This window comes from Acidobacteriota bacterium, assembly GCA_009838525.1.
GTDB lineage: Bacteria > Acidobacteriota > Vicinamibacteria > Vicinamibacterales > UBA8438 > VXRJ01.
Genome location: VXRJ01000014.1, coordinates 103,049 through 125,630, shown reverse-complemented (window position 1 = coordinate 125,630; position 22,582 = coordinate 103,049). Strand labels below are relative to the sequence as shown.

At 68.1% G+C, this 22,582-nt stretch carries 25 protein-coding genes, 2 tRNA genes and 2 pseudogenes; 16 read left to right on the top strand and 13 right to left on the bottom strand.

What is annotated here, in order from left to right:
- Position 1: 1 nt before the first annotated feature.
- The 5 genes and pseudogenes from F4Y45_04665 to F4Y45_04645 all read right to left on the bottom strand — a co-directional run bounded on the left by F4Y45_04665 (position 2) and on the right by F4Y45_04645 (position 4,544).
- Positions 2 to 78: transfer RNA gene (locus F4Y45_04665), tRNA-Asp, on the bottom strand.
- A gap of 91 nt (positions 79 to 169) precedes the next feature.
- A tRNA-Val gene (locus tag F4Y45_04660) sits at positions 170 to 244 on the bottom strand.
- 92 nt (positions 245 to 336) lie between these two features.
- Positions 337 to 2,868 (bottom strand): LTA synthase family protein, encoded by a 2,532-nt coding sequence (locus tag F4Y45_04655; GenBank protein MXY23798.1) that lies wholly within the window; start codon positions 2,866 to 2,868, stop codon positions 337 to 339.
- A gap of 96 nt (positions 2,869 to 2,964) precedes the next feature.
- Positions 2,965 to 4,326, bottom strand: a pseudogene (locus F4Y45_04650) (methyltransferase).
- A 5-nt stretch (positions 4,327 to 4,331) separates the two neighbouring features.
- The gene (locus F4Y45_04645) at positions 4,332 to 4,544 is read right to left on the bottom strand and encodes a hypothetical protein (GenBank protein MXY23797.1); all 213 of its coding nucleotides are present in this window, start codon (positions 4,542 to 4,544) and stop codon (positions 4,332 to 4,334) included.
- A gap of 75 nt (positions 4,545 to 4,619) precedes the next feature.
- Between F4Y45_04645 and F4Y45_04640 the strand changes: the two genes are divergently transcribed.
- From F4Y45_04640 to F4Y45_04590, 11 genes are all read left to right on the top strand, one after another.
- Entirely contained in the window at positions 4,620 to 5,222 is a 603-nt protein-coding gene (locus F4Y45_04640; protein MXY23796.1) for an HAD family hydrolase, read from the top strand.
- Positions 5,223 to 5,337: 115 nt separating this feature from the next.
- Positions 5,338 to 6,378, top strand: a complete 1,041-nt coding sequence (locus F4Y45_04635) for a DNA polymerase III subunit (GenBank protein MXY23795.1) — start codon at positions 5,338 to 5,340, stop codon at positions 6,376 to 6,378.
- Between the two features lie 16 nt (positions 6,379 to 6,394).
- Positions 6,395 to 7,267, top strand: a complete 873-nt coding sequence (locus F4Y45_04630; GenBank protein ID MXY23794.1) for a stage 0 sporulation family protein — start codon at positions 6,395 to 6,397, stop codon at positions 7,265 to 7,267.
- On the top strand, positions 7,260 to 8,243 hold the full coding sequence (gene pdxA / locus F4Y45_04625; protein MXY23793.1) for a 4-hydroxythreonine-4-phosphate dehydrogenase PdxA: 984 nt from the start codon (positions 7,260 to 7,262) through the stop codon (positions 8,241 to 8,243). Before F4Y45_04630 ends, pdxA begins: the two co-directional genes overlap by 8 nt.
- Before the next feature lie 21 nt (positions 8,244 to 8,264).
- On the top strand, positions 8,265 to 8,747 hold the full coding sequence (smpB, locus tag F4Y45_04620) for an SsrA-binding protein SmpB (GenBank protein ID MXY23792.1): 483 nt from the start codon (positions 8,265 to 8,267) through the stop codon (positions 8,745 to 8,747).
- Entirely contained in the window at positions 8,744 to 9,589 is an 846-nt protein-coding gene (gene rfbD / locus F4Y45_04615; GenBank protein MXY23791.1) for a dTDP-4-dehydrorhamnose reductase, read from the top strand. The genes smpB and rfbD overlap by 4 nt, the downstream gene beginning before the upstream one ends.
- 471 nt (positions 9,590 to 10,060) lie before the next feature.
- Positions 10,061 to 10,273, top strand: a complete 213-nt coding sequence (locus F4Y45_04610) for a type II toxin-antitoxin system HicB family antitoxin (protein ID MXY23790.1) — start codon at positions 10,061 to 10,063, stop codon at positions 10,271 to 10,273.
- A 1-nt stretch (position 10,274) separates the two neighbouring features.
- Positions 10,275 to 10,508: an addiction module toxin, HicA family gene (locus F4Y45_04605; GenBank protein ID MXY23789.1), complete on the top strand. Its 234-nt coding sequence runs from the start codon at positions 10,275 to 10,277 to the stop codon at positions 10,506 to 10,508.
- 33 nt (positions 10,509 to 10,541) lie between these two features.
- Positions 10,542 to 11,018, top strand: coding sequence for a type II toxin-antitoxin system prevent-host-death family antitoxin (locus F4Y45_04600; protein ID MXY23788.1), 477 nt, complete (start codon positions 10,542 to 10,544; stop codon positions 11,016 to 11,018).
- Complete coding sequence (locus F4Y45_04595; protein ID MXY23787.1) at positions 11,015 to 11,767, top strand: hypothetical protein; 753 nt, start codon at positions 11,015 to 11,017, stop codon at positions 11,765 to 11,767. The genes F4Y45_04600 and F4Y45_04595 overlap by 4 nt, the downstream gene beginning before the upstream one ends.
- Entirely contained in the window at positions 11,764 to 12,153 is a 390-nt protein-coding gene (locus F4Y45_04590; protein ID MXY23786.1) for a type II toxin-antitoxin system VapC family toxin, read from the top strand. The genes F4Y45_04595 and F4Y45_04590 overlap by 4 nt, the downstream gene beginning before the upstream one ends.
- A 40-nt stretch (positions 12,154 to 12,193) precedes the next feature.
- On the opposite strand, the gene F4Y45_04585 is transcribed toward F4Y45_04590, so the two are convergent.
- Positions 12,194 to 13,303 carry an NAD(P)/FAD-dependent oxidoreductase gene (locus F4Y45_04585; GenBank protein MXY23785.1) on the bottom strand — a complete coding sequence of 370 codons (1,110 nt, stop codon included), beginning with the start codon at positions 13,301 to 13,303 and terminating at the stop codon, positions 12,194 to 12,196.
- A 100-nt stretch (positions 13,304 to 13,403) separates the two neighbouring features.
- Between F4Y45_04585 and F4Y45_04580 the strand changes: the two are divergent.
- Positions 13,404 to 13,493 (top strand): annotated as a pseudogene (locus F4Y45_04580) (antitoxin).
- A gap of 274 nt (positions 13,494 to 13,767) precedes the next feature.
- Positions 13,768 to 14,796 (top strand): GDP-mannose 4,6-dehydratase, encoded by a 1,029-nt coding sequence (gmd, locus tag F4Y45_04575; protein MXY23784.1) that lies wholly within the window; start codon positions 13,768 to 13,770, stop codon positions 14,794 to 14,796.
- Between the two features lie 15 nt (positions 14,797 to 14,811).
- Here the strand turns inward: gmd and F4Y45_04570 are convergent, their stop codons facing one another.
- Positions 14,812 to 15,252 (bottom strand): type II toxin-antitoxin system VapC family toxin, encoded by a 441-nt coding sequence (locus F4Y45_04570; GenBank protein MXY23783.1) that lies wholly within the window; start codon positions 15,250 to 15,252, stop codon positions 14,812 to 14,814.
- Positions 15,249 to 15,494 carry a DUF2191 domain-containing protein gene (locus F4Y45_04565; GenBank protein MXY23782.1) on the bottom strand — a complete coding sequence of 82 codons (246 nt, stop codon included), beginning with the start codon at positions 15,492 to 15,494 and terminating at the stop codon, positions 15,249 to 15,251. Before F4Y45_04565 ends, F4Y45_04570 begins: the two co-directional genes overlap by 4 nt.
- Before the next feature lie 199 nt (positions 15,495 to 15,693).
- Between F4Y45_04565 and F4Y45_04560 the strand changes: the two genes are divergently transcribed.
- Entirely contained in the window at positions 15,694 to 15,939 is a 246-nt protein-coding gene (locus F4Y45_04560; protein ID MXY23781.1) for a hypothetical protein, read from the top strand.
- Between the two features lie 74 nt (positions 15,940 to 16,013).
- On the opposite strand, the gene F4Y45_04555 is transcribed toward F4Y45_04560, so the two are convergent.
- Both F4Y45_04555 and F4Y45_04550 read right to left on the bottom strand, forming a co-directional pair.
- A complete protein-coding gene (locus F4Y45_04555) occupies positions 16,014 to 16,439 on the bottom strand; it encodes a hypothetical protein (GenBank protein MXY23780.1) in 426 nt (141 codons plus the stop codon).
- A gap of 40 nt (positions 16,440 to 16,479) precedes the next feature.
- Entirely contained in the window at positions 16,480 to 17,049 is a 570-nt protein-coding gene (locus tag F4Y45_04550; protein ID MXY23779.1) for a BON domain-containing protein, read from the bottom strand.
- 218 nt (positions 17,050 to 17,267) lie between these two features.
- On the opposite strand from F4Y45_04550, the gene F4Y45_04545 reads away from it, so the two are divergent.
- Both F4Y45_04545 and F4Y45_04540 read left to right on the top strand, forming a co-directional pair.
- The gene (locus tag F4Y45_04545; GenBank protein ID MXY23778.1) at positions 17,268 to 18,656 is read left to right on the top strand and encodes a GMC family oxidoreductase; all 1,389 of its coding nucleotides are present in this window, start codon (positions 17,268 to 17,270) and stop codon (positions 18,654 to 18,656) included.
- Positions 18,657 to 18,658: 2 nt separating this feature from the next.
- The gene (locus F4Y45_04540) at positions 18,659 to 19,261 is read left to right on the top strand and encodes a hypothetical protein (protein MXY23777.1); all 603 of its coding nucleotides are present in this window, start codon (positions 18,659 to 18,661) and stop codon (positions 19,259 to 19,261) included.
- Positions 19,262 to 19,289: 28 nt separating this feature from the next.
- On the opposite strand, the gene F4Y45_04535 is transcribed toward F4Y45_04540, so the two are convergent.
- From F4Y45_04535 to thiS, 3 genes are read right to left on the bottom strand one after another with little or no spacing between them, the layout of a single operon-like run.
- Positions 19,290 to 21,413 carry a hypothetical protein gene (locus F4Y45_04535; GenBank protein MXY23776.1) on the bottom strand — a complete coding sequence of 708 codons (2,124 nt, stop codon included), beginning with the start codon at positions 21,411 to 21,413 and terminating at the stop codon, positions 19,290 to 19,292.
- A 3-nt stretch (positions 21,414 to 21,416) separates the two neighbouring features.
- Complete coding sequence (locus tag F4Y45_04530; GenBank protein ID MXY23775.1) at positions 21,417 to 22,205, bottom strand: thiazole synthase; 789 nt, start codon at positions 22,203 to 22,205, stop codon at positions 21,417 to 21,419.
- 3 nt (positions 22,206 to 22,208) lie between these two features.
- A complete protein-coding gene (thiS, locus tag F4Y45_04525; protein MXY23774.1) occupies positions 22,209 to 22,409 on the bottom strand; it encodes a sulfur carrier protein ThiS in 201 nt (66 codons plus the stop codon).
- Positions 22,410 to 22,582 lie beyond the last annotated feature (173 nt).

The following is a 22,582-nucleotide window of genomic DNA, read 5'->3' as shown; positions in this document are numbered from 1 at the left end:
GTGGCGGGGCCGACGAGACTCGAACTCGCGACCTCCGGCGTGACAGGCCGGCGTTCTAACCAGCTGAACTACGACCCCGCACAGGTCGGAACAAATGATCATAGCGCATTCGGGCGGCGGTTGCCGATACGAAGGCCCGCGTCCGGCCGTCGTGCGGGAGTGGCGTGGATGGTGGGCGGTACAGGATTTGAACCTGTGACAGCCGGCGTGTAAAACCGGTGCTCTACCCCTGAGCTAACCGCCCGCGGCGATCGCCCGCCCCCGATTATACGTCCGGCCGCCGAAGGGTTGGCCCCGCTGCGTTGGGCTCGCTGGATTGGGCCCCGCCGGGGAGTCCTACTCCTCCAGCAGCTCCACCACCGCGAACGCCAGCCCCAGCGTCCGGCTGTCACCCCTGACCGGGACATGCGTACCGCTCACGAGATCGATCTCGATGGTGTTCCCGCGGATCGGGCATCGGTCGAACGGGAACGTGGCCGACCATCCCGGCTCCGCGATCCCGCGGTACAGCCTGCATCCGTTGACGTCGATCTGCAGGGCCTTCGGGGTGCGGCCCCCCGTCATGCTCACCTCGACGCCGAGCGCGGCCGGCGGCGACCGCGGGTCGATCGGCGCCGTGATCCGTCCGTGGCCGTCCGTCCAGCGGACGGGACGGTTGCGAGCCCACTCCTGGAGGTAGAAACCGGACGTGGCGACGCCGGAGGCCTCCGCCATCTCTTCGAGGATGAGGTTGTCGGGGGAGGCGGAGGGATCGGACCGGTAGGCGGCGTCCAGCGCAATCCCTCCGGTGTCGTCCTCGCGAATCGCGAACAGCTCGATCGTGTTGGCGCCGGGCGTGAACAACCGGGGCTCGACAATCGACTCCCACATGCCGGAACGTCCGCTTACCCGAAACGTGTAGGGCCGCGTCACGGCGGCGACAACGCCGTTGACGGCGACGGCGAGCGGCGGCGGGTCGGTCGATGCCTCCGTGTCCGGCGCGACAACGACGCCGGCGAGCTGCGCCGGCACGAAATCGGCGTCCGGGCGGACATCGCCCAGCAGACCCTGGGCATCAAGCGTCGCCTCGAACGGCGCGCGCCGCCCCGAGGTGTAGGCGGCGGCCGGCTCGCCCACCAGCCGGCCGTACTCCATGCCGACGCGCAACGGATCGAATGGACTGCCGTTTTCGAAGATGGCGAACTTGCGCGCCACGGTGTCCGCAAGCTCCGCGGAAAGGTCGGCCGGTGCTTCCTCGACCCGCTCGGCGTCGAACAGGTGAATCTGCTTCACGGGCCTCGCCGGCGGCCGCGCGGCCAGGATGTCGGCGCCGTCCGCTTCCCAGGGCAGCCGCGCCCCGACGGCGCCGGCGATGGTCGGGAGGATGTCGATGGTCTCGACGTTCGCCCGGTTCACGCTGCCGGTCCGTTGCCCCGGCAGCTTGACCAGCAGCGGCACCGAAGCGACGTCCGCCATCGTGCCGTCTTCCGGCCGGCGCAGCGCGAAGCCGGGGCGAAAACTGGCGCCGTGATCGGCGGTGACGACAACGAGCGCGTCGTCCCAGGTTCCCGTGTCCCGCAGCCGCGCGACGATGTCGCCCAGGATCTTGTCGACGTAGCCCACCTGCAGCAGGTGGCGCTGATAGTTGCGGGCGACCGGTCGGGGGTCGCGAGTCCAGTTGCTGTTCCTCGACAGGCCGGGGACGTGGGGACGGAAGGTGAAGCGCTGGCCGGTCGGCAGGTACTGCCAGGGCTCGTGGGGCAGCAGCACGTGCAGGAAGTGGAGCGTCGGCTGGCCGCGGGTGCCGCCGGCGAGCCCGGCGACGAACCGGTCCACGACCCGGCGGCGGTCGTCTCGCCGCTGTTCACGCCAGACCTCCCCGAACGTCGGCGGATCCAGCGTCGCGAAGTCGGCCCACGTCTGCGTCACCGGGGGGAGCGACCCGGTCAGATCGTCCGGCAGGACCACCTGAAGCCACACAATCCGCAGATCGCGCAGCACGGCGCCGAGCCACGCCAGGACGCCGGGACGTTCGACGGGGCAGAGCGTTGCCGGGCAAAGACTGGTCAGGGGCTCGATCACCTCCAGGCGATAGCGCGACCCGAGCAGCGTGAAGAGATTGCCGGGGTGGTCGTCCAACGTCGGCAGCGTTCCGTGCCGCGGGTAGCGGCCGGTCAGGATGGCGGGTACCGCGAGGCTGGTGGTGGGGCTGACCGTGCTCGCGTTCGGGAACCACGTCGCCTCGTCCGCCAGCGCCGCGAAATGGGGATAGAGCGTCCGGTCGATGGCGCTGTCCCGGTCGAGAAGCGAGGCGAGCGGCAGTTGATCGAACACCACCACGACGACCGGCGGCGTTGTCTCGAACGTGACACCCTCTAGCGCGCCGCGCCCGGCGTCGGGAGGCGCCAGCAGCGAGGTCATCGCCGGGTTGAACAGGAAGGCCGCCGGGACGACGAGCGCCGCCGCCGACAGGAACGTGGCGAACATCCGGACCGGTGCGGCCCAGACGTAAGCGCATCCCGCGGCGGCGGCCACCACCGTGGCGACGGCGAGCGTCTGCGCGCCGCTCCAGTCGCCCCACGCGCGGATCGCGGCGAGGGCAATGGCCCCGCTCAGCGTCCCGATCACGACGCCGAGAGTGATCGCGCGCCACCGCGGGCCAAGGCGGCGGGCGGCGGCGATGGGCAGAATGCACGCGACCGGACCGGTCAGGCCGAGGGCGAAGACCAGTGCGACCAGGTCCACCGGCCGTGCGTCGTGCGCGACAAAGAACTCCGGGCTTCGGCCGACGACGTCGTAGAGCGGTTGCGCTACCGCCACCGCCCAGAGGCCGGCGACGTGCAGCGTGGCGACCAGCAGCCCCGGGTCGCGTTCAGCCCTGGTTCGCATCCACCTCTGGCGCGGGCACGGCCGTCACGCGCCGGCGCCGGCCCTCGGCCGGCAGTGATAGAGCGTCCGCCGTCCGGCCGCGACCGTCTCGTTGGTCGCGACATCGAAGCGGCGCGCGAGGGCTGCGCTAACCGCCTCGGCCGAATAGACGACGGTCTGGTCGCCCCGGTTGCGCAGCAGCCGTTCCACCATGGGATCGTCGCGGTGGACGAACTCCAGGACGACTTCCGCGCCGAAGTCTGCGAGCCACGCGACGAAGTCGTCGAGCGGCACGTTCCTGCCGATGACCACGTGGTGCATCAACGCGAGGCAGAGGATGAGGTCCGGCCGCGCGCGGTCCGCCAGCGGCCGGCGCTCCGTGCCGCGCCATCCGAGGCCGGGCGACGGATCGGCCACGTCCGCTATGAGCGGAAGGATGTTCCGGTGGCCGTCGTCCTCCTTCAGTGCGGCGTACAGCCGGTCGATCACCAGGTGGTCGGCGTCGAGGGCGAGCACGTAGTCGGCGTGCTCCGCCGCGATGCGCGAATAAACGCCCGTGTTGCAGCCGATGTCCCACGCGAGCGCCCGCCGCCGCGCCGCCGCGACGCGTCCGACGAATGCCTGTTTCCGTTCGACCTCCGCGTCGTCGTAGCTGAGCTCGTCCTGGTAGCCGGACCAGGTGGATCCGGACGGCGCCCACGCCAGGCGTTCCACCGTGCGACGCAGCCGCGCGACGTTGTTCCGGATCAGCGCGGCGCCGAAACCGGCGTCGCGCAGCTCGCCCCGGACGTCGTCGTCGGTCCGTTCGTAGCGTGCCTGCGCCTTCGCCTGAAGGACGACATGCGCCAGCACCCCGGGCCGCAGCCAGTCGCGCAGCGAGAAGCACGCGCGGCATTCCTCGGCCGTGATCCCTTCCAGGCGGCCCCGCAGCCAGGGATGGAACGGCACGTTGCGGTAGGCCTGGAGGAACAATGGATAGAGGAACGTCTCGCAGAACTGCCGGTAGCCGGCCCACGGATCGCCCGGCGCATACGCGGTGAACGATCCAACGTCGATGAACGTGGGGCGGGCGCCCACCCACTGCACGTTGAACGGCGTGGCGTCCTTCAGCGTCATCTGCTCGTCGAGGGCGGCGAGGGTCAGGTCGAGCTGCAGCAGCGCGGCGTCGCGCAGCATGCCGAACGACCACTCGTAGGGGTACGAGATCACCGGCACGCGCTCGTGCTCCAGGATGGCGGCCCACGCGTCAGCCGCCGGCGGCGCCGGGAGCGTCTCCCCGGAGGTGTCCAGCAGACGGGTCGGAATCAGGTGGCCCGCCTCCGAGAAGCGGGCAAAGAAATCCGTGGCGGCCAACTGCGTCCAGTCGGCCAGCGCACGCTCGCTCAGGCCGCGCAGTATCGCGCCGTCCTGATGGAAGACGCGCGTGTCGGGGTCGCGGAAGGAGCCCGGTTCAACCAGTGGAGGGGCAGCCGGGTCCACGGCGGCTACCGCTTGTCGGGATCCTGCTGCCTGCGGCTGAAGAGGGCGCTGAACCGGTGCCAGTACAATTTGATCGCCACGCCGACCGCGGCGAAACCACCCAGCAGCACCTGGAGCAGCATGCTCCCGCTGCCCGGGTCGAGATAGGCGGCGGCGGGCCGCTCGAACACGAGCAGCAGCAGGCCGACGAGCGACGCAAACGGCAGCGTTTTCTTCATGTGGAACGAGTGTAGCAGAACGGAAATCCCAAGGTAACACGGGCGCCCCGCCGGTGCGCCGGCCTCCAGGCCGGCATGGGCAATCCGGCGGGCCGGCAACGGAGGTCACGAATGAAACCGGCGGTTTTTCTCGATCGGGACGGCACGTTGAACGAAGATGTCGGTTACCTGGAACGGGTCGACCGCTTCGAGCTGTACCCCTGGGCGCTCGACGCCATCCGCCTGATGCGGCGCGCCGGCTACGCGGTCGTCATCGTGACCAACCAGGTCGGCATCGCGCGCGGCATGCAGGACGAGGCGATCGTCGAAACCGTGCGCGAGCTGATCGACAGCCGGCTGCGCGCGATCGGCGAGCAGCTCGACGGCCACTACTACTGCCCGCACGACCCGAACGCGCCGGTCGAGGCCTACCGGTGCGTGTGTCATTGCCGCAAGCCGAAGCCGGGAATGATCGAGCAGGCGGCGCGCGACCTGGATCTCGACGTCGCGCGCTCCGTGGTCATCGGCGACAAGTGGGGAGAGGTTCGGCTGGCCCGCAATGTCGGCGCGCGCGCCATCCTCGTCCGCACCGGCTACGGCCGCACCCAGGAGCAGATGCCGCGACCCGACCTCGAGGCGGACGCCGTCGTCGACACGCTGATGGACGCCACGAGCTGGCTCCTTCGCCACCCAGCATGAGAACCGGTGCGCCGGCCGGTGCGCCGGCCTCCAGGCCGGCATAAGCAACCTGGTGCGCCGGCCTCCAGGCCGGCATAAGCAACCCGGTGCGCCGGCCTCCAGGCCGGCATGATAGATTGCGGAAACCGTGCCCTTCCGCGACATCGCTGGTCATCGGGGGGTTACCACCCGCATTGCGCGTGCCGTCGCCCGCGACACGTTCCCGCCCAGCGTCCTGCTGAGCGGCCCCGAAGGGGTCGGGAAGCGCCTAGCCGCCGTGGCCATCGCCGAGGCGGTGAACTGCCTCGAGCCCCGCACCGGGGACGGCGACTTCGCCGTCGACGCCTGCGGCGTCTGTGCGGTCTGCCGCCGGATCGGCCGCGGCATCTTTCCCGACGTGGTCGTCGTGGAACCGCCCGACAGCGCGTCGGGCGCCATCACCGTCGATCAGATCCGCGAGGTGGTGGGGCAGGCGGTCTATCGGCCCTTCGAGGCGCGCCGCCGGATCGTCGTGATCGACGACGCGGACGCGATGGCGCCGCAGGCCCAGAACGCGCTGCTCAAGACCCTGGAGGAGCCCCCCGAGTCGTCGCAGTTCATCCTGGTCGCCGAGCGTCCCGGCCTGCTCCTCGATACGGTCCGGTCGCGCTGCCCGCAGTTGCGCTTCGGGTTGCTGACCGTGCCCGTGATTGTCGATCTCCTGACGTCGCGGCACGGAATCGAGTCGCGCCTGGCCCGCGCGTCGGCCGCGTCGGCCGGCGGGAGCGTCGGGCGCGCCCTCCGCTCGGCGTCGGGCGAGCTGGCCGCGTCGCGCGACCTGGCGATCCGCCTGTTGGAGTCCGTCGCCTCGGCCCGTGACGTCCCCGGACGGCTGGAGGGCGCCAAGGCGTTCACGGCCGGATCGGGATCCAGACGGGCTCCGACCGCCGACCGCGCCGAAGTGCGCCGCCGCCTCCGCCTGCTTGCCACGCTCCTGCGTGACGCGGAGGTCGCGGCGGCCGAGGCCGACGCGCCGCTCGCCAACGCCGATCTCGGCGACCGCGTCGCCACCTTGTCGACGACCTACGGCGGCAAGCGCGGCCTGCGCGCCTTCCGAGCCGTGAACGAAGCGATAGACGCCCTGGACCGCAACGTCAGCCCGAAGACCGTGGCCGATTGGGTGGCGTGCCGCTTGTGACAGACTGAGGGCAGGGATGGCCGACGAGACACCGCAGGCTGACCAGACGCCGCGCGACACGCCGCCGCGCGCGACGCCGCCGTTCGTCAGCGTCAAGTTCGAGCCGGTGGGCCGCGTGCATCGCTTCCTGCTCGAAGGCGTGGCTTTCGAGCCGCCGCTCCAGGCCGGCGACGACGTGGTGGGTACGCACGCCGCCCCGGTAGCCTATGCCCCCGGGGTGCGCACCATCCCGCAGTTGCCGCAACTTTCGGCGCCCCCCGGCTCCGCCGCCGCCCCCCGCGCCGCCGCCGGGGGCGGCGACCGGGTGATCCGCCGCGCCACCGAGAGCGACATCACGGCCCGCTTCCGGCATCAGCACCGGGAGCGCACCGCGCACCAGTTCTGTGCCCTCAAGATCCGGGAGCACCGCCTGCCGATGAAGCTGGTCCGGACCGAGCTGCAGGTGGACGAGCCGCACCTGACGTTCTATTTCACCTCCGACAGCCGCGTCGACTTCCGCGACCTGATCCGCGCCCTCGCCACCGAGTTCCATTGCCGAATCGAGATGCGCCAGATCGGCGTGCGCGACGAGGCGAAGCTGTTGGGCGGCTACGGAGTCTGCGGCCGGCCGCTCTGCTGCACCACGTGGCTGCCCCGCTTCGAGCCCATCTCGATCAAGATGGCGAAGCAGCAGAGCCTCAACCTCAATCCGTCTCGCCTCTCGGGCGTCTGCGGCCGCCTCAAGTGCTGCCTCCGCTACGAGCTGCCGAACGCGGCCGGCGAGCAGTACGCCGGTTGCGCCCACGAGAGCTCCTGTTCGCGGGCCGCGGGCGGTTGCGGTGGCGGTGGCGGATGCGGGTCGTCCGGCGGCGGATGCGGCAATTGCAGTGGCGGTTGCGGCAGTGGCTGACGGTGCGCCGGCTCGCGTCCCAGTTGGTGCGCCGGCCTCCAGGCCGGCATCTCCGGATGCTCCGCCGGCCTCGGGGCCGTCACCCCGCGTCGCCATCACGACCGGCGACCCCGCCGGCATCGGACCGGAAATCGCGAGCCTGGTGGAGGCCGATCCGGCGATCCGCGCCCTCTGCACTCCCGTGCTGTACGGCCCGGACGCCGCGGAGGCCCGCCGGCGGTTCAGCCCCGGCGCCGTGTCTGCCGAAGCGGGCCGCACCGCCTACGACTCGGTCGTGGCCGCCGTGCGCGACGCGCGGGCGGGCCGGGTCGACGCCATCGGCACCGCCCCCATCAACAAGGCGGCCTGGGCCGCGGCCGGCCTGAGATGGCGCGGCCACACCGACCTGCTCGCCCATCTCACCGACGCCCGCGACGTCCGCATGATGTTTCACGCCGACCGGCTGAACGTCGTGCTCGCCACCGTGCACGTGCCGCTCGCCGAGGTTCCCGCGCTTCTCACCCCGGAGCGCATCGATACGACGATCCGCCTGGCCCACGCGGAGCTTCCGCGATTCGGCGTCGCGCGCCCGCGCCTCGCCCTCGCCGGACTCAACCCGCACGCGGGCGAGGGCGGCCTGATCGGCGACGAGGAGCAGCGGACGCTTGCTCCGGCCGTCGAACGCTGCCGCGCCTCCGGCATCGACGTCACCGGCCCGATCCCCGGCGACGCGGTCTTTCGCCGCGCCGTCGACGGTGAGTTCGACGCCGTGATCGCCTGCTACCACGATCAGGGACTCATCCCGATCAAGCTGATCGCGTTCGGCGAAGCGGTGAACGTCACCCTCGGCCTCCCGATCGTCCGCACCTCGGTCGACCACGGCACCGGCTTCGACATCGCCGGGAAGGGAATGGCCGACCCGTCGGGCCTGCTCGCCGCCGTGCGGCTTGCCGTCAATCTCGTCAACACCTCCGCAGGCGCCCCTGCGTCGGCGTAAGCTGAACAGAGAGATCGACCGATGGCGACTGCAACGGTGGCGCCCGCCGCGGGCGAACGGCTTATCGCCGACAACCGCAAGGCGCGACACGATTACCATATTTCGGATGTCTACGAGGCGGGCATCGTCCTGCTCGGCACCGAGGTGAAGGCGATCCGCGAGGGGCGCGTCAACCTGCGCGACAGCTACGGACGGATCGAGGCGGGGGAGATCTTCCTGCACGGCCTGCACGTCAGTCCCTACAGCCATCGCGGCTACAGCGAGCACGAGCCGTTGCGCCGCCGCAAGCTGCTGCTGACCAAGCGGGAGATCCACAAGCTGACCGGCAAGGCGGTGGAGCGCGGCTTCACGCTGGTTCCGGTCCGCATGTACTTCAAGCGCGGCCTGGTGAAGGTGGCGCTCGGCGTCGCCAAGGGCAAGAAGGCGCACGACAAGCGCGAAACCATCCGCCGCCGCCAGATCGATCGCGAGACGCGGGCGGCCCTCAAGGAGCGTTCGCGATGAAGGTGGTCGTTACCGGAGCGGCGGGCCGGCTGGGTCCGGCCCTCGTGCGGATCGCCGCCGCCGCCTACGGCGAAAAGGCGGTCGTCGCGCTGCCGCGCGCCGCGCTCGACGTCGCCGACGAGGCCGCCGTGCGCGAGACCATCGGGAGGCTCCGGCCCGACGCCATCCTCAACGCCGCCGCCTACACCGATGTCGACGGCGCCGAGGACAATGCGGAGACGGCGTTGGCGGTGAACGCGTTCGGCGTCCGGGCGATCAAGAAGGCCGCGGTCGAGGTGGGTGCGAACCTCGTCCACTACAGCACCGACTTCGTCTTCGACGGCACGAAGGGCGAGCCCTACGTCGAGACCGACGACCCCAACCCGGCGGCCGTCTATGCCGCGTCCAAGCTGCTCGGCGAGTGGTTCGCGGAGGGTCCGAACAGCTACGTGCTCCGCGTCGAGAGTCTCTTCGGCGGCGCCCACGGCGGCACCATCGACCGGATGGCCGACGCGTTCCTTGCCGGCCGCGAGGTCCACGCCTTCACCGACCGCGTCGTCTCGCCCAGCTACGTCGAGGATGTCGCCGCCGCCACCATCGCCCTGCTCGGAAGAATGCCGGCGCCCGGCCTCTACCACTGCGCCTCGACCGGCCACGCCACGTGGATGGAGGTCGCCGGGGAACTCGCGCGGCAGCTCAACGTCACAGTGCCCGACATCCGGCCCACCACGCTGGAAGAGATGGCGCTCAAGGCGCCCCGCCCCAAGTACTGCGCGCTCGACTCGGAGAAGCTCGCCGCGACCGGCATCGCCATGCCGACCTGGCAGGATGCCGTCGCGCGCTACGCACGGTCTCGCCTCTAGGTTGGTGCGCCGGCCTCCAGGCCGGCATCTCGATTCATGGCGCCGGTCGTCTCGGTCCGCCCAAGACTGGTTGACGAGAATCTCGCCGCCGGCTATAAATAGAAAGTAATAGAAAGAGGTGAAAGAATGAAATTCACGATCCGCGGCAACTCGTTTTCGATCACTGCGGCCGATGCTCTGAACGCGACGCGCAACGAGCCACCGTTGCCGGCTGATGGTCGCAACAAGTACTTCGTCGCACTGCATGAACGGCAGTACCCGATCAAGCAGGTCGTCCGGCTGGTCACTGGGTTGCCTCCCGTAGGCTTCACGGCGCAGGACGCACACAGGATTCTCACCCGATTAGGGTTCAACATCGAGGAGCATCCCGTGGATCAAGTGCAATCGGAGACCGTGACGCTTCCGGCTAGGAGGGGTCATGTTGCAGCACCGTTGGCGGAGTCAGAAGCTGCTGACAGAGAGAGCGAAGTGTTGCGGCTGCTGGTCGTGTTCGAGGCAGACGAAGACGGCTGGGTTGTGGCGAGTTGTCCTACGCTACCAGGCTGCCATAGTCAGGGGCGGACGAAGGTCGAAGCACTCGACAACGTCCGAGAGGCCGTCCGGGGGTACGTGGCGAGCATGCGCGAGCATGGTGCCGGACGGCCCGAGTCGTCGGACTTTCAGGTGATCGAGGTGCAGGCCTAAGTTGGCACGGCTGCCTGTTATCTCGGGAGACCAGTTCCTCAAGGTGGTTGCCCAGGTCGGTTTCGAACTCGACCGCACGGAAGGCAGCCACATGATTCTGGTCGGACCGACCGGCCGGAGGCTCACCGTTCCAAAGCATCGGGAGTTGGGGCGAGGACTCCTGAGGGCCTTGATTCGCGACGCAGGGCTGAGTCGAGAGGAATTCGTCAACCTTCTGCGCCCAAGGGCTCATTGAACATAGTCATATTTCTGACTACAATATGACTATATGATTCGAGTGAATATCGCTGACGCCAAGGCGCGTCTTTCCCTGTACCTTGACCGTGTCGAACGCGGAGAGACCATCGTCCTTTGCCGGCGCAACGTTCCGGTCGCGGAAATACGACGGCTTCCGGTGTCGCTCACGGAATCTCGCCCTATTGGAACTGATCCCGACCTGGTGGTTCCTGACAGTTTCTTCGAGCCGCTTCCGGAGGATCTACTGCAGGCCTTCGAGGGACGCGGTCCCGACGCGTGGAGCGAGGAATCCGGCCCGGCTGCGGGCGAGGCATTGGAGCAGGAGTCGGTCCAACGGTTGAAGGCGTTCTTCGAGTTGAAACGCCGTCCTTCGTACGCCTCGCAACCGTCAACCTTGCAAGAAGTGATCACGAGCCTTCAGTCGCCGCACTCCGTAGACCAGGCGGCGCTGGTCGTTGCAGCCGAGAAGCTCCTGATGGCCGGCGAGGGGAGAAATGCCGCTCGATGACCAGTCGACTGACCTCCTTCTTGCTGAATCGCGCGGGGTGGGGAGACCGGCACTCCCTTGAGCTGGATGTTCAACAGATCTCCGTGGCGCGAGACCCCGGGAAGCTACCTAACCTGCTGTGGCTCCCGCCCACCGAGCGACTGGACGACATCCTGTCGTGGCCGGATCGTTCGGGATTCGCGCTGCAGTGCATCTACGAACTCGCTCCGGTCGGTGCGGACCATCCTTCCACGCTGATGAGCGCCGAGGCCGTTAGGTGGAGCGGGCGCGGAGACGTGCTGGAGATCGAGCTCGTGGAGGGATGGCGCGGCTGGCCGCGCTTCTGGGGCAACCGCGACATTCACGAGGAAGAGGTTGAAGCCGCCATTCACGGCATGGCGCCGGACAGCACATTGCAGTTGCTGAGTGTTCCTCCGGGGCGCGACGCCACCGGTGCACCTCGCGCGCGGATACTGGAGTCCGACGACGACCCGGCAGTGCTGTTTGTCGGGCGACTCCCGGCGGACGCGACCATCCTGGCGGGTGTCGTCGCACGGCTGTGCGAGACGGGTGCGCTGGCGCAAAGCACGAACGAGATTCCGCCGCTGGACGGCCGTCTGACCCGCACGAGATTTCGGCGAACCGACAAGGCCGCGTCTCGGATCACGCGGTGGCTTGGCGGCTATGGCCCGCGCGACCAGCAGTGGGTTGAGCAGCGAACCGGCGTTCCCTGGCCGAGTCCGCAGCGGTGGTCGGCGGAGTTGTCATGACGCTCCTGCTCGATACCTGCGCGTTCCTGTATCTGGTGGCCGACGACCCGCGGCTGCCGTTGCGTGCCCGCACGGCGTGCCGCGCTCCGTCGAACACCGTGTACCTCAGCGCGCTCTCGGCCTTGGAGATCACGATCAAGTACCGCCTTGGTCGGTTGCCGCTGCCGGAGCCGCCCGAGTCGTTCGTCAGCAGTCGCCGGGTGCGCTTGCAGATCGAACCGCTGCCATTCGACGAACGGGATGCCGCGCACGACAGCCTGCTGCCGCCGCTGCATCGGGATCCCTTCGACCGGGGCCTGATCTCGCAGGCGATCCTGCGCGGCCTGACGATCGTGACACCGGATTCGGCGATCGCCCGTTACCCAGCTCCCGTTCTCTGGCTGTAGCCGCCAGTTTTCTGAAGAACGGTGGCGCTGACCCGCAAGACTACGACCGCAGGACGTCGTCGATAAGATCGGCCACCCGCTCCGCGATGGCAAGGCACGCCGTGAGCCCCGGCGAGTCGATAGCGGCGGCGTGCACCAGCCTCGGGACCTTGGCGTCGCGGTGGATCCGGAAGTCGGAGAAGGCATGATCGGCCGGCGCGCCACGCGCCCGGATGCCGCTGCCACCCGGTCGGAGTTGATCCAGCCGGAGCGCCGGGAGCATCCGCCGCGCCGCCTCGTGGAACGTCTCAAGGCCCTCCCGATCCGATTCGTAGTCGTCCTTCCGCGCCTGGTAACGAGCGGTCGGCCCGAGCGTGACGCTTCCCCAGGTGGTGCGGGTCAGATGCACGCCGAGGCCGTGCCCGCTCGGGAACGGCAGCGGGTAGACCAGGTGGCGCACGAGCGACCGCGCCGACGGGACCAGTTCCGCGTAGTCGCCCCGCACCGGGTAGATCGTGAACGGCTCGCCGCCCAGCCGCGCCGATACCTCGTCGGCGTACAGGCCGGCCGCGTTCACGACGGCTCGCGCGCGAATCGCCTCGCGCGGAGTCCGGATCGTGATCGCGTCATCGTCGGACGCCGACTCCTCCACGCCGGACCCGGGCAGCAGCGCGACATCGCGCTGCCCGGCGACGCGCGCCAGCGCGCGCACCAGCGCCTCCGCCTCGATGATCCCGGTGGACGGTGACCAGAGCGCCGCCACCGCCTCGACCTGCGGCTCGCGCCGCCGCACGAACTCCCGGTCGACCAATTCGACGTCCTCCACGCCGTTCCTGCGCGCCCGCTCCGCCAGCGCCTCCAGCCGCGGCGCCTCCGATGCGTCGGCCGCCACCACCAGCTTGCCGCACCGCTCTGCCGGCACGCCTTCCTCGGCGCAGAACGCGTACAACCGCTCGCGTCCCTCGACGCACAACTCCGCCTTCAGCGACCCGGCGGGGTAGTAGAGGCCGGCGTGAATAACGCCGCTGTTGTGCGTGCTTGCCTCGAGGCCGAAGCGCGGAAGGCTCTCCAGGACGCAGGCGCCGTGACCCCGTTTGGCCACCGCGCAGGCAGCGGCCAGACCGACGGCGCCGCCGCCGATGATCGCCACGTCGATGGTTGCGCTTTCCATGGGTCCGCGACGGCCATACTCTAGTGGAGTAATGACCACTAGACCCGTCCGCAAGAAGCCGGCAGACGCTCCGCCGCGAGAGCGTGCGCCGGACGACGAGGCCTTCTACGGATTCCGGCCGCTACCGAAGCGCGGCAAGCCTGTAACCAACGAGTTGATCGATCGACTACGCGAGGACGGGCCCTATTGAACTCCGCGTGCGCCAGACTCAACCAGTGCACTCATGGGAAGGTCACAGAGTGGCCAAAGTCAGCGTGCGCGCGCAATTCTGGTGCCGGCTGACAATTGGGCAGGTGGACGAGCGTGATCTGGAGGCCTGCTCGCCGAGCGTATGTGGGACCGGTCGTCAACTGTCAGTCTCCGCATACGGCCCGTCACTGGCACATCGGACAGGAGGCACGACTCGTCGATCTGTGTCGCGGTTGGCCTGACGCGATCACTGTAGCTTGGCCCATCATGCGGCGATGGGCGATACTCTCACCCACTCCGGCGGGTGCGTCTCGTCGGATGTCGGGTCCCCAGACGTGTCTAAGCGGGCAATCATCACCGGAATCACGGGGCAGGACGGGTCGTACCTGGCGGAACTGCTGCTCGACCACGGCTACGAGGTGGTCGGCATCACGCGCCGCCTGAGCGCCCCGAACCACTGGCGCATCGAGCACCTCCTCGATCGCATCACGCTCCGGCCCGCCGACTTGCTCGATCAGCTCTCGATGATCCGGGTCATCAACGACGTCCAGCCGCACGAAATCTACAACCTCGCCGCGATGTCGTTCGTCCCCGCGTCGTGGGACCAGCCGATGCTGACCGGCGAGTACAACGCACAGGGCGTCACCCGCATGCTGGAGGCGATCCGGCAAGTGGACACCTCCATCAAGCTCTACCAAGCGTCTTCCAGCGAGATGTTCGGCAAGGTGCGCGAGACGCCGCAGAACGAGCAGACGCCCTTCTATCCGCGCAGCCCCTACGGCGTCTCCAAGGTCTTCGCGCACTACATCACCGTCAACTACCGCGAGAGCTACGACCTGTTCGCCGTCTCCGGCATCCTCTTCAACCACGAGTCCCCCCGCCGCGGCCTCGAGTTCGTCACGCGCAAGGTGACCCACGGCGTGGCCCGCATCAAGGCGGGCTTGGCGGACTCGCTCAGCCTCGGCAACCTCGACGCCTGCCGCGACTGGGGCTTCGCCGGCGACTACGTCCGCGCGATGTGGCTGATGCTGCAGCAGGATCGCGCCGAGGACTACGTTATCGCCACCGGCATCAGCCACTCCGTCCGCGACCTCGTGGAGATCGCCTTCGGACACGCCGGGCTCGACTGGCGGGAGCATGTCCGAACCGACCCCGCCCTCCTGCGCCCCGCCGAGGTGGATCACCTGATCGGCGATCCCGCCAAGGCGAAGTCCGACCTCGACTGGGAGCCGACCGTCGACTTCGACGGGCTCATCCGGATGATGGTCGACGCCGATATCGAACGGCTCACCTCCCGCGGTTAACGCCCGTCAGGGACGTCAAGACGGCGCAACCAGCGGATTCCGGCGACGGAGCGACGGGAAGCGGTCAAAGTCACGGTCGGCCGTGAGCAGTTCGCGCACGCCGTGTCCGATGCAGATCGCAGCCACGCGGGCATCGTGAACGCCCGGCCCCCGTACGTGCCCGTCCAACAGTTGCTGACGGAGGATCGTCCAATGGTCGTGCGGTTCTCCGAGCAACGTGAGTGACGGTGACTCCATCCAGGCCTCGACCTGATCGAGCGCCTGCTCGACCGTCGACGGCGGATTGAAGATGCGGGGATGCGTCACCGTCGCGACGAACTCATGCAGGCAGGGCCACGGGATCGCCCAATCTGCCCGTCCTTCCGCCAGCGCGCGAAGGCAATCGGACGCGCGATCGTGCCACTCGGAGTCCGTCCGATGCGCGTAGATCAGGATGTTGGTATCGATCGCCGTCAAGCGCCCCGACCCTCGTAGATGGCTTCTCGCACCGCCGGCCAGTCGGCGTCGCGGAACTCGGGTTGCAGGCCCGATCCGTCGACGGCTGCGTCGCGCAACCGAAAGGCGGCCCGCGTCCGCTCGGTGCGGAGTTTCATTCGAATGCCCTCCTCGATTACCGAGCGGAGCGTCACACCATGGCGAGCGGCGAAGCGCTTCGCGTCCACGGCCAAGTCGTCGGCCAGTTCGATCGTGGTTTTCATTGAGGTGCCCATACTACCATATTTATAAATATGGGTTACTGTAGCTAGTGCTGACCGGCCGGGGATTCCGTGGAGGCTCCCGCTGGCCCGGCCCCGCGATCCGGCACGGATCTTGCGTTGGGTAGAACGTCCCGAATTACCGGGATCTGCGTTGCCTGGATGCCGCGATTCGGTAGACTGGGGGAGAGCGACGGGCGACATGAGCGACCGGAACTGGATCATCGGTACGATCATCACTGCGACACTGATGCTTGGCGGTATGCAACTCACGTTGTGGAGCTTCACGGACGCGGCCATCAGGGAAAACCGAGCCGCCATCGCCAACGTCCGCAACGATCTCTCCGAGATTGCCCAGCGGGTGGCTAGCATCGAGGGGTTTCTTGAGGGCCGCGCCGGCCGGCGCGGCGGACTGGACGATCCTGCGCCACCGCGGCCCCCAGACTAAGCGCCCCGGAGACGTGAGCCGCGCCGCGTCGGATGATGCAAGTGCAACGTCCAGCGCGGCGCGGACCTTGCCTTCTAGGCCGCACTGGAGCCGATTTCAACGTGGACGCTGAACCAGGAGAAGGTCTGCCCACGAGCATCGAGTTCGATGGAGATCGTCTGCCCGGCCGCCACATCTGTTCGCGGCGTCGGACCGAGCTCCATCCCGTTCGAGAGATGGACCTCGACGCGGACCTGCGTAACCGTTGCCGCCGTCGTGTTGCTGACCGTGCCGGTGAACACTTCACGCGCGCTGTCGTAGTTGACCACCAGGTCGACCCCGTTTCGCGTCTCCGTTGCCGTGTCCGTCAGCGCGAACTGCGTGCCGGATTCGCCCGACTCCCCGCCTAGTCCCTCGGGGCCATGAGCTTCTCCAGCTTCTCCCGTCGGGGCGGTTGGGCTGTTGCAGCCGATGGCGCCCATGGCGGCGAAGGCGATGACGACGATTTGCAGTAGCTTCATCTCGATCCTCCGAGCACGGGTCAATGTGTGAACTCTCCATCTAGCCGAGCGCTTCGAGTTCCGCCGTCACCTCGTGCGGCAGCCGAAGCTCGTTGGTGACCGAGAAGGCGTTGAACTGCCCGGCGAGCACCCGCGCCAGATGCCGGTCGGTCTCGCTGTCGACGACCCCGGTGAGGGTCACATGCCCACGGTTGACCACGATGTGGATCGGCGGATTCGCCCTGGCGCCGTAGTGCCAGAACGTGGGGTTGCCATAGATCGCCCGGGCAATGACATAGCGCAACTTGTCATCGAAGACCGATGCCGGGAGCACGGCGATCTCGTTGGTCACCGCCGTCACGCCATCGAGCGCGTCAACGCGTTTCTCGATCGCCCTCACCTTGTGTTCCCCGGTGACGTGGCCCGAGAGTACGACGTGCCCCTCGTCGGCGATCTCGACGTCGATGTTGTCGAACACCGTGAAGAACGAGTAGCGGAGCACCTGCTCCTGAACTCGTTGGAACAGATCGTGCTTCGGCCCGTCGGCGGCGGCCGGTGACACCGATAGCGCCATCACCGCGAGGGCCATCAGTGGCAGAGCGATTCGGTACGGATTCAGTCGAGTGTCCATCTTGACGTGTCCTTTCCGCGCGTGCGCAACAGTGGATTCATGGCTGCACGCGCTACGTTGCTCGGAAGCAAGATCCGTGCCAAGTGCTCCGCGGCCGGGAACAAGCGGTTTTTCCAACAGCGGCCCCGATAGGACTTGTTCTGGCGGAGAGACGCGAATCGTCCTCGGCGGAGGACGGTCCCCACCGTGTTGCTTCGGGCTATGCTGTTCCTGCCCCCATGTTCCTCACCGAAGGGCTGCGCGACCGGCGCTACGACTGCTACGTGATCGGCGCCGGCCCGGCTGGCATCACGCTCGCCCTGGAGCTCGCCAAGGCGAACCGGACCGTCCTGGTGTTCGAGTCCGGAACCGTGACGGAGTGGCGGCGCGACATGCCGGATGTCGTCAACTACGGGCACTTCCGGAACCGTTGGTGGGATCAGCACTCCATCCGCGCCGTGGGCGGCACGTCGCACGTCTGGTACGGCTGGTGCACGACGCTGAGGGATGTGGACTTCGACAACCCGGCGGCCGGGGTTCGGTGGCCGATCGCCAGATCCGATCTGGTTCCGTACTATCGGCGTGCGGCTCCCGTCCTGGATCGCCACCCCGCCATCCTGGACGCCGAGACTCCGCTGGCGTCGGGATTCCTGTATCGGCCGTTCTCGACGGGCAGCCCTACGCGCTTCGGGAGCAAGTACCAAGAGGCGCTCAGCACTTCCTCGCAGGTTGACGTCGCGGTCGGAACCTCGGTGGTCGGCCTCGACGCCAATGCGTCGCGCAGCGCGGTCAACCGCGTGACCTGCTTTCGCCACGCTACGGACGCCACGATGCAATTGGACCTTGATCCCGCCCAGAGCGTCGTGCTCGCGGGTGGCGGCATCAGCAACGCGCAATTGCTTCTGCAGCCGCGTGCGGATGGCGCGACCCCGGTGGGTAACGAGAGCGGCCTGGCGGGCAAGTTCCTGATGGAACATCCACATTTCGTCAGGGCGGCCGAGGTGGTGCTTGACGAAGACCTGAACGGGTATCCGGCGCCAGCCGATTTCGGAAACCGGGCCGCCACGCTCGTGCCGGACGATCAGCTCATGCGGCGGCATGGGCTGCTCGAGTGCAGCATGGAGTGCCACAGCCGGACTACGGAACATCCGATGGCAGAGCATCTGGTCCGCGAGTACGGAAAGCCGTTCCATCACTACGGCTGCACCGTGCGGTCGGAGATGGCGCCCTCGCCCGGTAACGAGGTCTTCCTGACCGGCGAGCGCGGCCCTGCCGGTCTGTACCGGCCTGCTGCGCGCTGCGTGATAGGAGCCGGCGACTTCCTCAACGTGGAGAGGACGCTCCGCCTGCTCGGCGAATCGCTGATCGCGTCGGGGAAGGGCCGGGTACGCATCGACAACGAACGCCTGTACCAGCGGCCGACCGGCGGCGGTCACATCATGGGAACCACCCGCATGGGTATCAGCCGCTCCGACTCCGTGGTCGATTCGAACTGCCGCGTTCACGGCTACGACAACCTGTTCGTGGCAGGAGCGTCCGTGTTTCCGACCGTCGGCTACGCGAATCCGACGTTGACGATGCTCGCGCTTACGCTGCGTCTGGCCGACACACTGGCTGCGGCAGCCTGACCATGGCAGCCGGAACGCGCGGCTTCTCGCGACGGACACTCCTCCTGGCGATGGGGGGCGGCGCCGCTTCGGCCTCCATCCTGTGGGCGTTTCGGAACGCGGGACTGCCGTTCCTGGGCGCTGGCGACGACTTTCCCGTCTCGGCGACGTTCGACCCTCCGGCCGAACACGATGGCTGGCTGGTAACGGCGGAGGAGAAGGGGAGTCTCGTCCTGGTCGAGTTCACGGATGGTTGGTACGCCCGGGAATGGGCGGGTGAATCGTCGTGGCGCTGGACGCAACAGGTCGCCACGTTGGCGTTTCCGAATCCACGGACCGACGTCGCGCTGGACCTCGAGTACAACCCCCGTACGGACCTGTTTGAGGGTTCGCCCCGGACGCTCACGATCACCGTGGGCGATCAGGTCGCCCGTTCATTGGTGCTGGATGCCACCGGCCGACAGCACATGACGGTGTCGCTGCCCGTAACGCTGCTAGGAGAAACAGACCGGATCGAGGTTCGGATCGCCGTTGACCGGCCATTCGTTCCGGCGGACCTCCGCCCGGACTCGCAGGACACTCGCGAACTCGGCATTCAGGTCTATCGGGTGGCCGTTGAACGTTGACCACGCCGAGTTAACTGGATTGCGGTCATCAATCCCGCGCCCACAGCTCCAGTTCGTGAAACGACCAGTAGAACCTCGGCGTGCTGCCGGTCTGGCGCAGCCGGATGAGGCGCGACGTGTTGGGCGGCAGGGGGAAATCCATGAAGGAAATCCCGTCGACCGCCACAGCGCCGTGCAGCAGCCGCTCGAAGCTGCGCCCGCTGTGAAGCGTCTTCCATGTCCGACCGTCCGCGGTCGAGTCGATAACCAGGTGTCTGGGGTAGTCGCCGTGGCTCGACCGGCCAGCCGTCACCCTGAGGTGCGACACGTCGGTGGGTTGGTCCAGGTAGATGATGATCTCCTCGTTGCCTGTCTGCCGTTGGCCGCTGAGCCAGCGCGTTCCGAGATCGCCGTCGAACGCGTACACGAGCTCGCCCGGGTTGTGCGACGTTGTGGCGGAGACTCCGCCGCGAGAGATTGGAGGCCGCTCCGGCGCGGGGGCGGGAGGCCGGTCGTCCCACGGCGTTAGCTCGAATACGGTCACTCCGCCGAAGTCACGGTGGGTCACAATCTGTTCCGGCTGGTTGCGGACGGCGCCCAGGGTGGCGCGGCTTTTCTCCACGTCCGCAAGATCTGCGTCCGTGTACACGAGCACGTAGCGCACGCCGAGGGCTCGTAGGCCGCGCAGCACGTCGGCGTAGTCGTAGTCCTCAAAGCTCTCCAGCGCTCCACTCGAATAGAAGAACCAGTACAACGGAGGGAAGAACCCGCTGGCTCCGTTCATGACCGGATGCCCGTGGGTCAGCGTTCCGTACATGGCGCGAAGGTCGCCCTCGTAGTCACCTTGGCGCAATCCGATTGCCGGCAGACTCAGAACCGCACCGGGCGGACGTGTGCGCAACCACTGCTGGGCCGCATGCAGCGACGGCGGCGTTTCGAACGCCACGAGCGGCCCCCTGCGGTAGTTCTCGTCCTCCACGACGGCGACGACGCATAGGAAGAGTGCGAACACCCGTGCGGGGCGGCGCGGCAGACGTTCCGTCAGGTACCGTACGCCGAAGGCCGCGAGCACCGTGAGGGCGAGCAGCGTGATGATGATCGCGCGCCGGGGAACACGCAGGCCCTCCAGGCCGGGGACGACGCCACGCAGCCAGTCGTACGGCCCGGACGCCATCAGCCGCACGCCGTTGACGGTCGGTTCCGGGCCGAGTGCAAGAGCGACGCCTGCCACGGCGACCAGCGCGTACATGAAGGCGATGCGGCGGTCGCTGCGTGTGGCGTCCCGGTCAGGGCCTCTACGGAGTGTGGCCGCCAGCAGTCCGCACACCGCAAGCATTGCAAGGCAGGTGCCGGGATCCAGCCACGCCACTGTGTTCGCCGCGTAGGAGATGACTTCCTGGCGCGACCGTTGTGTGCCGTACAGATCTCGCGTGGCCAGGTATCCCGACATGACCGGCAGGACGGCGGCGAGCATAAGCGCCGCGGCTACCGGCAGATCGATCAGCATGCGCGGACGTGACCGCACCCGGAAGATCACCTCGAGGCCCGCTACGATCACGACGACCGGCGCGAAGAAAAAGAAGAAGTGCCCGTTGGACAGGCCCGCGAGCACGAAAGCGGCGGCGAAGCCGGCGAGGGCGGTGCGTCGGCCGGTGGCGAAGTAGCGATGGAGCGCCCACAGTCCGATCGGCATCCAACCGTACACCAGCGACTGGAGGTGCCCCGCTTCCTGACCGCGGAACGGCACGAAGACGAACAACAGGCCGGCCACGCCGGCGGCCAGGCGGTCTCCCGTCAACGACCGCGCCAGCAGGTACATTCCGCCGCCAGCGAGGACGTACGACGCGATGTAGGCGAGGTTGTAAACGACGACCGGGTCCCCGGTCAGCCACTGAAGGGGCGCCGTGAAGACGGCGATACCCAGCAGATTCTCGGAGAATCCGAGCGCGTTCGTGTAGGGATAGAAGATTGGCAGATCCCACCACCCCTGCAAGCCATGCAGCAGCCGGTCGGCGTCCCAGGCGAGGAGCAGTGTGTTGAGCAGCGGCCCGCCGCCTAGGCTGACCGGCAGAGAGTCGCCTAGGCCCAGAATCAACGGGCGCGTGGCCACGATCGCTACGGCGCCGAACGCGCCGATGACGGCGAGCGCCTCGCGAACGGTCGTCCGGGACACTACTCAGGTCCCGATAACGCCTTCGAGAGGACTGCTGGCCGTGGCGTAGAGCTTGCGCGGGATCCGGCCGGCGCACCAAGCGAGGCGTCCCGCATCGACGGCCAGCTTCATCGCCGTCGCCATCGCGACAGGATCCTCGGCGCCGGCGATGCCCGTGTTCATCAGGACGCCGTCGACGCCCAGTTCCATGGCCAGGGTGGCGTCCGAGGCGGTGCCGACCCCGGCGTCGACGATTACAGGCACCGACGCGAACTCCCGGATGATCCGGATGTTGTTCGGGTTCTGGATCCCGAGGCCGGAGCCGATCGGTGCACCCAGGGGCATCACCGCAGCCGCGCCCGCGTCCTCCAGCTTGCGGCAGGTGACCGGATCGTCGTTCGTGTAGGGGAGGACAATGAAGCCCTCCTTCACGAGGACCGCGGTCGCTTCCACCAGCGCGGCATTGTCGGGGAAGAGCGTCCGCTCGTCGCCGATCACCTCCAGCTTCACCCACTCCGAGAGTCCCGCCTCGCGGCCGAGCCGCGCCGTGCGGATCGCGTCGTCCGCCGTGTAGCAGCCCGCCGTGTTGGGCAGCAGCATGTAGCGGTCCGTGTCGATGTACTCGATGATCGCCTGCTGTGACTCGTCGACCGGGCGCCCTGGCAACTGCACACGCCGGACCGCCACTGTCACCATTTCGGCGCCTGACGCGTCGTGGGCCGCGACCATCACCTCCGCCGTGGGGTACTTACCGGTGCCGACGATCAGACGCGAGCGGAACGTGCGCCCGGCGATTGTGAGGGGTGTATCCATCGGCTAACCGCCGCCGACGAAGTTGACCACCTCGACCTCGTCGCCCTCCGAGACGACCGTCGATTGATAGGCCGCCTTCTTGACGACCAGCCGGTTGTGCTCCACCGCCACGCGTCGCGGGTCGATGTCGAGCGTTTCGAGGAGCCGGCTGACGCTTAACGGCTTGGGCACCTCATGCGGCTCGCCGTTGAGCTGTATGGTCATCGGCGCGAGGGTACCGCTCGCCCAATCGCATCGTCAAGGTCTGGGTCAGCGGCTCGCCGGCCACGAGGAGGGCAGCTCAGCGGCTCTGACGTCTTCCCCGGCTTGACCCTCACCGATCATTCTGACTAGTCTTATATCTAGTCAGTATAGGGCTTGGATTGCCTGTGGAGCCT

Coding starts and splice junctions, on each gene's coding strand:
- F4Y45_04590 (MXY23786.1), top strand. CDS start 11,764: ATGACGCTCCTGCTCGATACCTGCGCGTTCCTGTATCTGGTGGCCGAC.
- smpB (MXY23792.1), top strand. CDS start 8,265: ATGGCGACTGCAACGGTGGCGCCCGCCGCGGGCGAACGGCTTATCGCC.
- F4Y45_04565 (MXY23782.1), bottom strand. CDS start 15,494: ATGAAAACCACGATCGAACTGGCCGACGACTTGGCCGTGGACGCGAAG.
- gmd (MXY23784.1), top strand. CDS start 13,768: ATGGGCGATACTCTCACCCACTCCGGCGGGTGCGTCTCGTCGGATGTC.
- F4Y45_04560 (MXY23781.1), top strand. CDS start 15,694: ATGAGCGACCGGAACTGGATCATCGGTACGATCATCACTGCGACACTG.
- F4Y45_04540 (MXY23777.1), top strand. CDS start 18,659: ATGGCAGCCGGAACGCGCGGCTTCTCGCGACGGACACTCCTCCTGGCG.
- F4Y45_04645 (MXY23797.1), bottom strand. CDS start 4,544: ATGAAGAAAACGCTGCCGTTTGCGTCGCTCGTCGGCCTGCTGCTGCTC.
- F4Y45_04640 (MXY23796.1), top strand. CDS start 4,620: ATGGGCAATCCGGCGGGCCGGCAACGGAGGTCACGAATGAAACCGGCG.
- F4Y45_04585 (MXY23785.1), bottom strand. CDS start 13,303: ATGGAAAGCGCAACCATCGACGTGGCGATCATCGGCGGCGGCGCCGTC.
- F4Y45_04530 (MXY23775.1), bottom strand. CDS start 22,205: ATGGATACACCCCTCACAATCGCCGGGCGCACGTTCCGCTCGCGTCTG.
- F4Y45_04655 (MXY23798.1), bottom strand. CDS start 2,868: ATGCGAACCAGGGCTGAACGCGACCCGGGGCTGCTGGTCGCCACGCTG.
- F4Y45_04630 (MXY23794.1), top strand. CDS start 6,395: ATGGCCGACGAGACACCGCAGGCTGACCAGACGCCGCGCGACACGCCG.
- rfbD (MXY23791.1), top strand. CDS start 8,744: ATGAAGGTGGTCGTTACCGGAGCGGCGGGCCGGCTGGGTCCGGCCCTC.
- F4Y45_04555 (MXY23780.1), bottom strand. CDS start 16,439: ATGAAGCTACTGCAAATCGTCGTCATCGCCTTCGCCGCCATGGGCGCC.
- thiS (MXY23774.1), bottom strand. CDS start 22,409: ATGACCATACAGCTCAACGGCGAGCCGCATGAGGTGCCCAAGCCGTTA.
- F4Y45_04600 (MXY23788.1), top strand. CDS start 10,542: ATGATTCGAGTGAATATCGCTGACGCCAAGGCGCGTCTTTCCCTGTAC.
- F4Y45_04595 (MXY23787.1), top strand. CDS start 11,015: ATGACCAGTCGACTGACCTCCTTCTTGCTGAATCGCGCGGGGTGGGGA.
- F4Y45_04545 (MXY23778.1), top strand. CDS start 17,268: ATGTTCCTCACCGAAGGGCTGCGCGACCGGCGCTACGACTGCTACGTG.
- F4Y45_04550 (MXY23779.1), bottom strand. CDS start 17,049: ATGGACACTCGACTGAATCCGTACCGAATCGCTCTGCCACTGATGGCC.